Source organism: Mycobacterium sp. IS-3022, assembly GCF_001500065.1.
Taxonomy (GTDB): Bacteria; Actinomycetota; Actinomycetes; order Mycobacteriales; family Mycobacteriaceae; genus Mycobacterium.
Genome location: NZ_LQIN01000012.1, coordinates 292,256 through 305,050 on the forward strand (window position 1 = coordinate 292,256; position 12,795 = coordinate 305,050).

Annotated in this window: 11 protein-coding genes; 7 read left to right on the top strand and 4 right to left on the bottom strand. The window is 64.8% G+C overall.

Annotation, left to right across the window (positions count from 1 at the left end):
- Positions 1–294 precede the first annotated feature (294 nt).
- Both AU188_RS10750 and AU188_RS24940 read left to right on the top strand, forming a co-directional pair.
- Positions 295–1,650 carry a carotenoid oxygenase family protein gene (locus AU188_RS10750; RefSeq protein ID WP_059163674.1) on the top strand — a complete coding sequence of 452 codons (1,356 nt, stop codon included), beginning with the start codon at positions 295–297 and terminating at the stop codon, positions 1,648–1,650.
- A 313-nt stretch (positions 1,651–1,963) separates the two neighbouring features.
- The gene (locus AU188_RS24940; protein ID WP_082686591.1) at positions 1,964–2,266 is read left to right on the top strand and encodes a hypothetical protein; all 303 of its coding nucleotides are present in this window, start codon (positions 1,964–1,966) and stop codon (positions 2,264–2,266) included.
- A 241-nt stretch (positions 2,267–2,507) separates the two neighbouring features.
- Here the strand turns inward: AU188_RS24940 and AU188_RS10760 are convergent, their stop codons facing one another.
- The 3 genes from AU188_RS10760 to AU188_RS10770 form a co-directional block, all read right to left on the bottom strand.
- On the bottom strand, positions 2,508–4,082 hold the full coding sequence (locus tag AU188_RS10760; RefSeq protein ID WP_059163676.1) for a long-chain-fatty-acid--CoA ligase: 1,575 nt from the start codon (positions 4,080–4,082) through the stop codon (positions 2,508–2,510).
- Between the two features lie 62 nt (positions 4,083–4,144).
- Positions 4,145–5,173, bottom strand: a complete 1,029-nt coding sequence (locus AU188_RS10765; RefSeq protein ID WP_172799455.1) for a TIGR03617 family F420-dependent LLM class oxidoreductase — start codon at positions 5,171–5,173, stop codon at positions 4,145–4,147.
- Positions 5,170–6,375, bottom strand: coding sequence for an acyl-CoA dehydrogenase family protein (locus AU188_RS10770; protein ID WP_059163678.1), 1,206 nt, complete (start codon positions 6,373–6,375; stop codon positions 5,170–5,172). The genes AU188_RS10765 and AU188_RS10770 overlap by 4 nt, the downstream gene beginning before the upstream one ends.
- Positions 6,376–6,521: 146 nt before the next feature.
- On the opposite strand from AU188_RS10770, the gene AU188_RS10775 reads away from it, so the two are divergent.
- The 4 genes from AU188_RS10775 to AU188_RS10790 all read left to right on the top strand — a co-directional run bounded on the left by AU188_RS10775 (position 6,522) and on the right by AU188_RS10790 (position 10,950).
- On the top strand, positions 6,522–7,907 hold the full coding sequence (locus AU188_RS10775; protein WP_059163679.1) for a hydroxymethylglutaryl-CoA synthase family protein: 1,386 nt from the start codon (positions 6,522–6,524) through the stop codon (positions 7,905–7,907).
- Entirely contained in the window at positions 7,907–9,100 is a 1,194-nt protein-coding gene (locus AU188_RS10780; protein ID WP_059163680.1) for an acetyl-CoA acetyltransferase, read from the top strand. The genes AU188_RS10775 and AU188_RS10780 overlap by 1 nt, the downstream gene beginning before the upstream one ends.
- 67 nt (positions 9,101–9,167) lie before the next feature.
- Positions 9,168–9,806 carry a TetR/AcrR family transcriptional regulator gene (locus AU188_RS10785; RefSeq protein WP_082686578.1) on the top strand — a complete coding sequence of 213 codons (639 nt, stop codon included), beginning with the start codon at positions 9,168–9,170 and terminating at the stop codon, positions 9,804–9,806.
- Positions 9,807–9,864: 58 nt separating this feature from the next.
- The gene (locus tag AU188_RS10790) at positions 9,865–10,950 is read left to right on the top strand and encodes an acyl-CoA dehydrogenase family protein (protein ID WP_059163682.1); all 1,086 of its coding nucleotides are present in this window, start codon (positions 9,865–9,867) and stop codon (positions 10,948–10,950) included.
- Between the two features lie 68 nt (positions 10,951–11,018).
- On the opposite strand, the gene AU188_RS10795 is transcribed toward AU188_RS10790, so the two are convergent.
- Positions 11,019–11,507 carry a MaoC family dehydratase gene (locus AU188_RS10795; protein ID WP_059163683.1) on the bottom strand — a complete coding sequence of 163 codons (489 nt, stop codon included), beginning with the start codon at positions 11,505–11,507 and terminating at the stop codon, positions 11,019–11,021.
- 238 nt (positions 11,508–11,745) lie between these two features.
- Between AU188_RS10795 and AU188_RS10800 the strand changes: the two genes are divergently transcribed.
- Complete coding sequence (locus AU188_RS10800; protein ID WP_156426626.1) at positions 11,746–12,738, top strand: SDR family NAD(P)-dependent oxidoreductase; 993 nt, start codon at positions 11,746–11,748, stop codon at positions 12,736–12,738.
- Positions 12,739–12,795: the final 57 nt, after the last annotated feature.

The window sequence follows — 12,795 nt, forward strand, 5'->3', positions numbered from 1 at the left end:
CGACTAGGCGAAGACTGGATTTGGCGACACTTGCCGCTTGGCCGCCGATTCGTCATTTTGTAAGAGGCCGACGGATCCGCGCACGCACCCTCGCGCTCGCTCTTGACTTCATCATGAACGCGGCGATTTCAGCACGTCGCTGACAGCGGCGCGCGACGGAAAATGCCGCGTGCGTGGCCACTTCAACTCCGCAGTTGACGTTGGCGAAAGCCTCGCTCGATAAATCAATCGATTGATTGACATTTGGGGAGTCGGCGGGCACGATGAGACGGCATCGGATGAGAGGAAGACAAGATGACCAGTAGCACTAGTGCTATCCCGGATTATCTAACCGGCATATGGGCCCCCGTCCCCGACGAAATCGAGGCTCGCGACCTGCCGGTGACCGGTGCCTTGCCGCCGCAGCTCTCCGGCCGGTACTTCCGCAACGGCTCCAACCCCCGGCCCGGCGAAGATCCCGGCAACTTGTTCATGGGCCACGGCATGGTTCATGGCGTGCGGCTGCGCGACGGGCGGGCGGAGTGGTACCGCAACCGCTGGGTGCGCACGCGCGCGCTCGAAGGCCATCCTTTCGTCCGGCGCGACGGAACTCTCGATTACACTGCGGTCCCGGCCAACACGCACGTGCTCAACCACGGTGGCAAGCTGCTTGCGCTGGCTGAGAACGGGTTTCCGTACGAGATCACCGACGAGTTGGACACGGTCGGCCCACACGATTATGGCGGCAAGCTCCAGATGGCCATGACCGCCCACCCCAAGACCGACCCGGTGACCGGCGACCTGCATGCCTTCGGGTATGGGGCCGTGCCCCCGTTCGTGACCTATTACCGGGTCTCTGCGGAGGGGGAATTGGTGACGAGTATGCCGATCGAGGTGCCCGGACCCACGATGATGCACGACATCGCGATCACCGAACGGTACGTGATCTTCCTTGACCTGCCGATGGTTTTCCAGCCCGACCTCCATGTGCCGTATCGCTGGAGCGACGAGTACGGATCCCGCCTCGGCGTGATGCCGATGGACCGGCCGGGCGAGGTGCGCTGGTTCGAAATCGACCCCTGCTACATATTCCACGTCGGTAACGCCTACGAAGACGAGGCCGGGCGCATCGTGGTCGACAACGCCCACTATGCGCCAGCCGACATGATGGCGCTGTGGGACAACTCAGGGGGTACTCCGCTATCCGCAGCCACTGGGGCTGCTTCGGGGACCGCCCGGATGCACCGCATCACGCTGGATCTCGCGACCGGCGCCGTCCACGAGGAGCAACTCGATGATCGTGGCATCGAGTTCCCGACGGTTGACGATGTCAAGGTCGGCCGGCCCAGCCGGTACGTCTACACCGTCGCGAACTTCTATAAGGACGGCGCCATCATGCGGCACGACTTGCACGACGGCAAGACTGTAACCCATGAGCTCGGGGATGACGTCGTGGCGGGCGAGGCGGTGTTCGTGCCCGACGAATCTCCAGACCGGGCCGAGGACGACGGGTGGTTGATCTCGATAACCACCCGGCGCGACGGAAGCGCGTCACAAATGCTGGTGCTCGACGCGACCGACGTCGGAGGGGAGCCAGTCGCAACGGTCACTTTGCCCAGGGGTGTCCCAGCGGGCTTCCATGGTGTGTGGATCCCCGACGAGGAATCGTGACGTGAGTGTGCATCGATCGCGGTAGCAAGCTTCGAGTTCGGAGAGAACTTCGCAACGAACTGGGCCACCTACCGGGTGGCTGATGATTGTGCGGGAGTCTTATCGATGGTTGGTCTATGCGTTGCCGGCGGGGCTGCGCTGACTGACCTGGTCGCGAAAGCTGTTGACGACCTACTCGAGACAGGCAAGCGCGCGCGGCGGTGGCTTGACGACACAGGTGGATTGGGCACGACCACACCGATACTCAAGCCACCGCCATCCGCACCTTGTCGTGCTTCTTGAATCATCTGCGCAACAAAGGAAGGGTACTACCGTGAATGTGGATGAAGGCGCTCACCTTAAGGCCACCGACGCTGAAGTATTGCGGGAGTCTGGAGTCCACAAGCTGGTCATAACAGACAGCGATGGCCGCTGCTTGGCGTATCTGCTCGCTTGGGCCAGCTTTGGCTACGATCAGCAGACCGACACTTATGTGTGCGTCGCCGACCGTGTCGACGGCGAGCTCATAACGCTGTTCACCGACGGAAATGTCACGGCAGTTCCTGGGACGAATCGTTACACCGTCACAGCGCAAGCTCACGCTCACGGCACATCAAATGGGTTCCGTCCCAATTAATCTCCCAAAATCGCAGCCCGCGCATTCGTTGCGACGATCGACGGCCACGGAGAGTAACTGGGCCACTGTCGACAGTTCTTCTCTGCGTAAGGTCCAGGCCCATTGTTGCGCCGAATACCAGCTTTGGGCACGCTGTAAACGCCAGCTTACCCGATCATGTTGAGCGGCAATAGGTTCAGTATTGTTCTGACCGCACACTGTATGCAATTGTGTGCGCGCCCACCCTGCGACATCTTCGGTATCAGGAGGTGGCGGGCCTATCTCGTGGGAGAGCGCGCTTGAGGATTTTCCCGGTGTTCGTCAGGGGCAGTGAGTCGACGAACTCGATAGTCCGCGGGTATTTGTACGCCGCGAGCCGTTCCCGGGCCCATCCTCGCAGTTCATCCTCCGTCAGCGCGCCGCTGCGGACGACGAATGCTTTGATTTCCTCACCGTGGTCATCGTCGGGGATCCCGATCACGGCGGCCAGCGCCACCGCGGGATGATCGGCCAGAACTTCTTCGACCTCTCGCGGATAGACGTTGTAGCCACCGCGCAGGATTAGGTCTTTCTTCCGGTCGATCAGATAGTACAAGCCGTCCTCGTCACGACGTGCGAGGTCTCCGGTGCGGAACCAGCCGTCCACCAGGGCCTCCGCCGTCTCTGCCCGGCGTCCGCGGTAGCCGTTGAAGACAACTGGGCCGCGGGCAGCGACCTCGCCGACCACGTCCGGTTTCTCGATGGCCGATCCGTCAACATCGATCAGGCGTACCTCGAGACAAGGCAGCGGCAGGCCCACCGAACCTGGCCGCAGACCGGCACCGGCGGGCATGCAACACACCACCCCGCACGTCTCCGAGATGCCGTACCCCTCCAGTACCTCGATTCCGAACTGTTCGTGAAGCCGGCGTTGGACGGCTGCAGGCAGAGAAGCGCCGCCGGACAGCGCTTTCCGCAATTTAGTGCTCACCGCCGTGCTCCCGGTCGAAGGCCCCGCCTGCAGGGCTTCGAGGATGCGCACGTACATGGTGGGCACCCCGTGGAAGACCGTTACGCCATGGCGTGAAAGCAAGTCCAACACGACCTGCTCGTCGAACCGCGGTGTCAGGACGATCGTTCCGCCAAATGTGAAGGCCGTGTTGAGAATACCGGTCTGGGCGAAGACGTGGGAGAGCGGAAGAGCGCACAGGAAAACGTCCGGTTCATTGGGGTCTGCGCCGATCGTCTCGCGGCCAACGAGAGCGCTGAGGCGCATGCCCTCGTGCGTCAGCTCGGCCCCTTTCGGCTGTCCGCTCGTGCCGGAGGTGTAGAGGACCAATGCGACGTCGCGGTCTTCCACGTCGACCGTGTTGAAATGCGAGGGCTGCCGCTCCAGTTCCGTCGCGAGGTCTAGGACGTCGTCCGCTTGGGTATCGCGTGGACCGTCGGCTGCGATGCGGATGAAGTGCGCGCAGGTGCCAGCCTCTCGAAAGCCGCCGAGGGAGGCATCGCCGATCGGCAACTCCGGTGCCCCTTCGAAGGCCACATACGCCTTGGCGCCGGAGTCCTGCAGCTGGTAAGCGATCTCCCTTTTGGTGAGCAGGACGTTGAGCGGAACAACGGTGAGCCCGGCTTTCAGCGCGCCGAAGTAGACGGTGGGAAACTGATGCATGTTGGGGCAGGAGAGCGCGAGGGTGTCACCCTTTCCCAGGCCGAGTGTCACCAAGAGGTTGGCCATCCGGTTCGCGGCGGCATTGACCTCCGCGTAGCTCAGCCGGAGGTCCCCGTCGATCAACGCGACCCGGTCGGGGAACTTCTCCGCAGTCGATTCCAGGACGGTCGCCAGGGACCGCGACATTGTCACGGCTCTCTCCTTTGCATGCGCGCCGATTGGGGTTCCGCCCAACGTTGATTCGGGTGTCATCGGGTACTGCCCTTCGCATCGGCGAAGGTCGACAGGATTGCGCGTATGCGGTCGGAATCCCGATCAGACCAGGAGAAATAGGAGGAGACCCTGTCCAGCCTGCCGGAGTACCGCTCGTGGCACAGGTGCGGCATGTCCTCGGGGGCCCCGACCAGAGCGACTTCGTTCAGCAGAGTGTCGTCGATCCGGTCGCCCATCTCCGCCCACCTGCCCTCGCGCGACAGCGCCTGCAGTTCCGGTTGCAGTTCGCCGTATCCGACGCTCTCCAGCACTGCCCGGTAGGCCGGGGTCGACGCGTAGAAGGCGATATGTTCGCGGGCCTTGCGGCAGTTTTCGGCGAGTTCCTCCTCGGTGTCGCCCATCGCCATCAAAAGCGGCGCATACAGCTGGATGTCCGCGCGGGTTCGGCCAGACGCCGCCAACCCGCGGTCAAGGGCGGGCAGGGTCACCTGGTCCAGGTAGGCCGGCGTGATCATGCTGTGCAGCACGAGGCCGTCGCATAATTCGCCGCCGAGTTGGGTCATTTTAGCGCCGACCGCAGCGATCATCGTCGGGATCTTGTGCTCATGGTGATGCGGGGTGAAGACCGGCGACATGAGTGTGTGCTGATAGTGCGGGCCCCGGTAATCGAGCCGGGCGCCCTCCCGCCAGGCGGTGAAGATCGCGTCGATCGCTTGCAGGTAGTCGCGCATTCGCGCAACGGGTGAACTCCACGGCATCGAGAACCGGCGTTCGATGTGTGCCTGGATTTGGCTGCCGAGGCCGAGTACGAACCGCCCACCCGACATCGCGGCGAGGTCCCAGGCCAGGTAGGCGACGGACATGGGATTGCGCGCGAACGCTACCGCGACGGCCGTACCCACGGTCGCCGCCTTCGTGGAGAGCAGTGCAGCCTGGGATTGCAGGAAGGCGTCGGTGACGCTTTCGCTCGCCCAGACGCCGTCGAAGCCAAGCGATTCGGCATCAGCGGCGATCGGCCCGCAGTTCGCCGCCGATGCACCGATCATTCCAATATCGATCTTCATCGCGTGTCCTTTGGTAGGTGGAGAACCCGTTCTCCCACGGTGTTCTTGAGAATTTCGTCGGTGCCGCCGCCCACCCGCAAGCCGGGAAGCCCCAGTGTCAATTCCGACCATGAGTACGTGCCCCAGTCGCCTGTATCGGCAACGTGGGCTGCACCGAGCAGGTCGGCGGCGGTATCGCTCATGCTGCCCAGCACATCAGTTGCGAGTAGCTTGCAGATGGCAAGCTCCGGACCGGGCGTCCGTCCGCCCTCCAGGAGGCGTGCAGTGGTGAGGCGTGCCGCCCACGCGCGGACGACTACTTGGGCGACCGCGTCCCGGGCTCGGTCGTCCAGCGGCGCGCCCACGTGCCGCGCGAGGTCCAGAAGGCGTTCGACCAAGGCCTCGTCGACTCCGGCCTCTGTGCCGATCACCGACCTCTCGGTGAGCAGCGAGGTCACCACGACCGACCATCCCTCGTCGACGGCGCCGATCCGTCGGTCGTCGCCGACGTAGACGTCGGTGAGGAAGACCTCATCGAACGACGCTCCGCCGGTCAACTGCCTGATCGGCCGGATCTCGACCCCGGGGCTGTCGAGGTCGATCAGGAAGGTCGTCAGACCGGCGTGCTTGGGCTTGTCGGGTGAGGTTCGCGCGATGCATAGGGCCACGTCGCTGTAGTGCGCTCCCGAGCTCCAGACCTTCTGTCCGGTGATTCGCCAGCCGTCGCCGTCCTGCACCGCCCGGGTGGAGAGTCCGGCGAGGTCGGAGCCCGCGCCCGGTTCGGAGTAGAGCTGGCAGGCGATCAGGTCCGCAGAATTCAGGCGGCGCAGCCACGCTTCTTTCTGAGCGTCGGTGCCATGCGACAGCAGCGTCGGGGTGAGGGTCGAGATGCTGAAGCGAAGGTATGCGTTGTCGGGCAGGTCGTATTGCGACTCCACCTCTCGGAATATGTCGGCGTAGGTCGAGGTGAGTCCCCGCCCGCCGAAGGCGCGGGGGCCGTCCACCCAGCTCAGCCCATGCTCGGCGAGGTGCCTGCGGTAGCGGCGCAGTTCGGCCAGCCGCTCCGACTCGCGGTCCGAGGGCTCGCCGATCACGGAGACGCGGTCGTCACCTTCGCCCCATCGGGTAGCCCCGGGGCCACGACGGGGCGCAAAGGCCGCAAGGACTGCGGCCGCCTCCCGCCGAAACTCGTCGAGTCCGGGTGAGTCGGCGTCGTTGGTCATGAACTCTCCTGGGTGGGCTCGACGGCGGCCCGCGTCGGCGTGAGCGAATTCCGCGACAGTTGCGTTGCCGGATGGCGGTGCCTATATTATCAAATCAAACGCTTGATCAAAAGCTCTGCGATCCCGCCGAGCGGAACGGAGGTTGGGTGGTCGGCATCCAGTCCTATGCCGTCTACGTCCCGAGGGGTCGTCTGGACAAGGCGGCCATCGCCAAAACGCTCGCTTCCGGCCGGCGCCAGGGCGTGCGCCCCGTCGCTTCCCACGACGAAGACAGCACGACGCTGGCCGTAGCGGCGGTACGGCAAGCGCTCGGGTCACACACGTTTCACGGCTCGCTGTGGTTCGCTACCTCCAGGCCCGTCTACCTGGAGAAGTCCAACGCGGCCACGGTCGCCGCGGCAAGCGGGCTTCCTCCTGTTTGCGCGGCCTATGACATCGGGGGTGCGTTGCGTGGCGGTACCGGCGCGTTGCGGGCCGGACTGGCCGAGCGCAGTGCGGTCGTGGTGTCGGCCGATCTGCGCTTCGCGCTGCCGGGCTCAGCCGATGAGGCAGAAGGAGCGGATGCGTCGGCGGCGTTCATGGTCGGGCCGGATGCGGTCGCCGAACTGGTCGGCAGCGCTTCGCTGACCAGGGAATTCCTCGAGCGCTGGTGTGCGCCCGGTGAGGTGCGAATCCACACGTGGGAGGACCGGTTCGGGGTAGAGGAATACGTGCCCCTCGGGGAACAGGTCATCGCAGACGTCCTCGAGCGTTGTCGGCTCGAGCGGTCGGATCTGGAACGGGTTGTGATCAGCACGCCGCACTCGCGGGCACGCGCCTCGCTGGCCAAGGGATTCACCGCCGAGCAATGCGACCTGGGCTTGGCAGCGGGGATGGGATATGCCGGCGCGGCCGACTTCGGGGTCGGCCTCGCTGCTGCGTTCGAAACCGCAGGACCGGGTGCGCTAGTTCTCGCAGTCGGCCTCGCCGACGGTGCGGACGCGTTCGTTTTTCGGATGACCGAACGGCACCGGCCAGGCGCCGGTGGGCTGGCGACGTTCCGCGAACCGGCGATCGAGGTCGCCTACGCTGATTTCCTCACATGGCGGGGCATGCTGCCGCGCGAGCCGGCGCGACGTCCTGAGATGAAGCCGCCGGTGCCGCCCGCCTCCAGGCGTACCAGCCAGTGGAAGTTCGGCTTCGTCGCCGCCGGATGCCGAAAATGCGGCTACCGCAACCTGCCACCGCGACGGACTTGCGTGCAATGCAACGCGCGCGATTCCTTCGATCCGGTGCCGATGGCCGATGTCCCGGCCACTGTTACGACGTTCACCGACGACTGGCTCTCGGAGTCCGTTCAGCTCCCGGCAAGGGTCGTGGCGGTCGACTTCGAAGGCGGCGGCCGATTCGAGTGCGAGATCGCTGATGCCGCCAGCAACGCCGTGGGCATCGGCGACCGGGTCATGCCCACCTTCCGGCTCGCAGGCGTCGCGTCCAACGGGGTGCGCAATTACGTCTGGAAGGTGCGGCCATATTGGGAGGAGAACAGCTGATGGGCGTGCATGCACTGAGAAACCCGGTCGCCATCGTGGGAATGGCCTGCACACGCTTCGGCGAGCTGTGGGACCGATCGGTGGACGACCTTCTCATCGAGGCTACCTACGAGGCTGTGGCCAGTGTGCCCGGGCTCGAGCTGGATCTCGTCGACGCGTTCGTGCTGGGGACCATGATGTCGGGGGTCTCCGGTCTCACGCTGACCCGCCCGTTGGGGATGGCCCATAAGCCGGTCACGCGGGTCGAGAACATGTGCGCGACCGGATCCGACGCCTTCCGAAATGCTTGTTTCGCGGTCGCCTCCGGGGCCTACGACGTGGTGATGGCCGTCGGCGGGGAAAAACTCAAGGACGCGGGCTATTCCGGATTGGAACTGCCGAGCATGCCCAACGACGGGACGCCGCCGGTACTCAGCGCGCCGGCGATGTATTCGATGATCGTGCCCGCCTACGCGCGCCGACACGGCGTCTCGACTGACGAGATCAAGGACGCGATGACGCACATCGCCTGGAAGAACCACGCAAACGGCGCGCTGAATCCTCGAGCGCAGTTCCGCACCGTGATCACAAAGGACGCCATCGCGTCCGCTCCTGCGCTGGCTGGCAATCTCAGCGTCTTCGATTGCTCCGGCGTCGCCGATGGTGCTGCGGCCGCAGTGATCGTGCGGGCCGACGATGCCCTGAAATACACCGATACGCCGCTCTACGTACACGGGCTCGCGTTGGAGGCCGGTGCGGGCACCGGACGTCACGACAGCCGCTATGACTACTCCACCCTCTCCGAGGCTGGGGCGTCAGCGCGCACGGCGTACGCACAGGCAGGGATCAGCAATCCGGCCACCGAGATCTCCCTTGCAGAGGTCCATGACTGTTTCACTCCGACGGAGCTCGTGCTCATGGAAGAGCTCGGCTTCTCGCAATCAGGCAAGGCGTGGCGCGACATCCAAGACGGCCGCTACGACCGCGCCGGTGCACTCCCGGTCAATGTGGACGGTGGTCTGAAGAGCTTCGGCCATCCCATCGGTGCCAGCGGTTTGCGGATGCTCTTCGAGATGTGGTTGCAGTTCCGTGGCGAGGCCGGGGAGAGGCAGATCCCGGGTCCGAGGTTCGGGTTGGTGCAGAATCAGGGGGGAAGCCCTGGTGACCTCGTCAGCGCGGTAACGATCGTCTCGTCGCGGGCGCCCGGGCGGTGAGTGGTCGTCGCTGGGCCGCGGCGCAGCCGTCTTACCCTCGCTGGCGTCAGGACGCCGCTGTGTCACCATGTCGGACCATGCCGGAGGTGAGGAACAAGTGAGTACGTCACGACGTCGTTCGACCGGATCGCCGACCGGGCTAGCGCGCAAGGAAATCATGATGCGCGCGGCCGCCAAGGTGTTTGCGGAGAAAGGTTTCTCAAGCGCGACTGTGCGTGACGTCGCGGACGAGGCAGAAGTGCTCTCGGGCAACTTGTATTACTACTTCGAGTCCAAGGAGGCGATCGTCGAAGAGGTGCTGTGCGGCTACCTCGATCTGACTGTAACCGGGTACCGGCGCGCCGCCGAGGAACCGGAGGATGCGGTCACCGCTCTCACCGGCTTGATGTCCGTTGCGCTACGCGGCCTTGCGCACCACCGCTATGAGCTGATGATCCTGCAGAACGACTGGCACTATGTCGGGCCGATGGAACGCGTTGCGAAGTATATGGACGAAATCGAAAAGATTTGGCTGGCAACGATCGATCGAGGTGTAGCGGAGGGAGCGTTCCGCGCCGACATCGACGTCCGGATGGCCTACCGCACGATCATGGGGGCGATCCAGTCGGCCGTCCGCTGGTTCGACACGCTCGGCAAGCTCAGCGTGGACGATCTGATTTCGGTGCAGTCCTCGATTTTGCTCGACGGATTGCGTGCCGCACCTTGAGCACGCGGGCGGCATGCGTTTATAAGGCTGGCCAGTTCGCTCGATCGAAGGGGAAGTCGTGCTTGAGCCGTTCGTGCTGAGTGCCGAGTTCGGCCCAGTTATCGCGCGGTATCTGGATCAGAAGAGTTCGGTCGAGGACAGCAGGGGCAACGGCCCGTGGCTGCCCGAGCTGTGGCCGGGCCTGGTGTCGGAGATCGGCGTGGCGGGCCTTACTGTCCCCGATGCGTACGGCGGGCAGGGAGCTGGGCTTCTCGAGCTCGGCGCCGCGGTCCATGAGGCTGGTGCACACGGGTGGTCGGGACCAGTGGTCGCCGTCTCTGGCGTTGCCGTGGCGTTGCTGCGGGTCCTCGACCCCGAGGACAGCAGTGGGCTCCAGCGCGACATCGCCGAAGTCGGACGGGTCGTGGTACCGGCCTTTCATGAGGATTCGGTGGGGGAGAGTGTTGCGAGCACCGCGGTCCTCCGAGAGGGCTGTGTCACGGGCCGTCGCCTGTTCGTCGACAGTGGCATGCACGCTACGGATCTCCTCCTGGTAGCCCACGATGGGGAAGAACCTGCGCTTGTCATGGTCGCGGCCGATGCCGAAGGCCTTACCGTGCGCACGCAGGACGCGGTCGATCCGGGCCGTGGTGTCGCGGCGGCGAGCCTGGCCGGGGTTCCGGCGCGCGAGATCGCCCGTGGCGCCGCGGTGCCACGGGCCGTGCGCGATGCCTGGACGATCGGGGCACTCCTGATCGCCACCGACGCGGTCGGTGCCGCCGGCCGTGCTTTCGAGCTTGCCTGCGAATACGCGATCACCCGAAGGCAATTCGGCCGGACGATCGGCTCTTTCCAGGCCGTCAAGCACAAACTCGTGGACATGTACGCAGAGTTGGAGATGGCGCGCAGCGCGATACGGGAGGCCCTGCGGCTCGCCGCTACCGCCGAGCCGGGCTGGCAGACAGCATCATCGGCCGCGAAGTCGGTGGCGGGTGACGCGACGACGTGGATCCTCCGCGAGGCCATCCATGTGCACGGTGGAATCGGTTTCACCTGGGAGCATGAGCTTTCGCACCACTTCCGGCGGGTAATGGCATGTCGGGCGTTGTACGGTGCGCCGGTGCTACACCGGCGCCTGGTGGCTGCGGATCGGGGGTTGGCCTGAGCGCTATCGCGCAGGGATAGCGACGGGCCGATCAGGCCCGGCGGCGTGCGGCGCGTCGAAACGCGGTGTCATTTCCGTGCTTTGGCGGCATCCTCGGGGGCGAAGCGCACCAGTGCGGCGCGCACCGCTTTGCAGACCAGCACCCCATCCTGGTTGAGCGCGCGGTGCTCCAACGTCACGATCCCCTGGCCTGCGCGGCTCGCAGAGGGGCGCTTCTGCCCGATCTCGGTCTCGCAGTAGAGCGTGTCGCCGATGAAGACGGGGGCAGGAAAGGAGATCTGCTGGAAGCCCAGATTGGCGATTGTGGTCTTCTGGGTGAGATCCGGAACGCCTATGCCGCAGACGATTCCGAGCGTAAGCAGACTGTTAACCAGCCGCTCGCCGAATTCGGTGTTTGCTGATTTCGCCGCGTCGAGATGCAAAGTCTGACTGTTCATCGTGATGCTGCAGAACAACAGGTTGTCGGCTTCGGTAATGGTCCGTCCCGGCTCGTGCTCGAACACGTCGCCGGTGATCATCTCCTCGTAGAAACGGCCGCGGCTGGTGTGGATGGTCATGAGTTCTCCGATCGTTGTCGGGGCCGGCGCGAGCAACGCAGCCCGGGGGTCAGGGTGGGAAAGTAGCGATGCTCAAATAATAAAGCAAATGTTTGATTTAACTATTGACCACCGCCGTGCGGGTGGCTAGCGTGAAGTCCATTGGGCGCGACCGGTTTTGGCTGGTTTCCGGGCTAACACGGAGCCTCGTCGTGCAGCGCCTGTCTGTGTGGCGGCGTGCTGAGCGCTGGCGACATCGGTGAGTGCTTCGCGGCCGAATGCGCCGTTCGAACTGGCTGGCGAACTGCCGGCCCTTATTGACAGGAGCATCATGAGCGAAATCAGGCTCGACGGCCGGGTGGCAGTCGTGACGGGTGCCGGGCGCGGCCTGGGTCGAACGCACGCGCTGCTGCTGGCCGCGCGGGGCGCCCAGGTCGTGGTCAACGATTTCGGTGGTGCAGAGGACACCGACGGCTCTCCCGCGCACCAGGTGGTCGAAGATATCCGTGCTGCGGGCGGCACCGCGGTCGCCGACGGGACCGATGTCAGCACGCTCGAAGGAGCATCGAGGATCGCCGACCTTGCCGTCTCGACGTATGGCAGGCTCGACGTCCTCGTGAACAACGCGGGGATTCTGCGGGATCGTACGCTCAAGAAAATCTCCCCGGATGAGGTCGACGCGGTCCTGGCGGTACACCTCGGCGGAACGATTTGGATGTCCAAAGCGGTCTGGCCGGTGATGACTGCGCAGGGCTACGGGCGGATCATCAATACGACGTCGGCGGCGGGGCTGTTCGGCAACTTCGGGCAGACGAACTACGCTGCGGCGAAGGCCGGCATCGTGGGTGTCACCAAGACGCTGGCGCTCGAGGGGGCGCGCGACGGGATCAAGGTCAACGCTATCGAGCCCGCAGCCCGCACGCGCATGACGGAGAACTTGCCCGGAAGCCTGGTCGCGAGCTTGGATCCGGCATTGGTCGCGCCCCTCGTGCTGTGGTTGAGTGCGGAGGAGTGCCCGGCGACGGGGGACGTCTACAACGTCGGGGGTGGGCGCGTCGCAAAAGTGTTCGTCGCACAGGCGCCGGGCTACTTCGCCCCCGACCTGTCCGCGGAGCAGATCCGAGACGAATGGGCCGAGATAACTAATCCTGCTAGGGCAGTCGTCATCGACGATTTCGCCGACGAGCTCGATCTGCTGGCCGAGCTGCTCAACCCGGATTCTTCGCGGTTTGTCGCTTGGGGTGGCATGTAAATACGCGAAAGTGCCTGTCCTGCAGGGAATAATCGGACTTATCTAAGGTTCAGATTG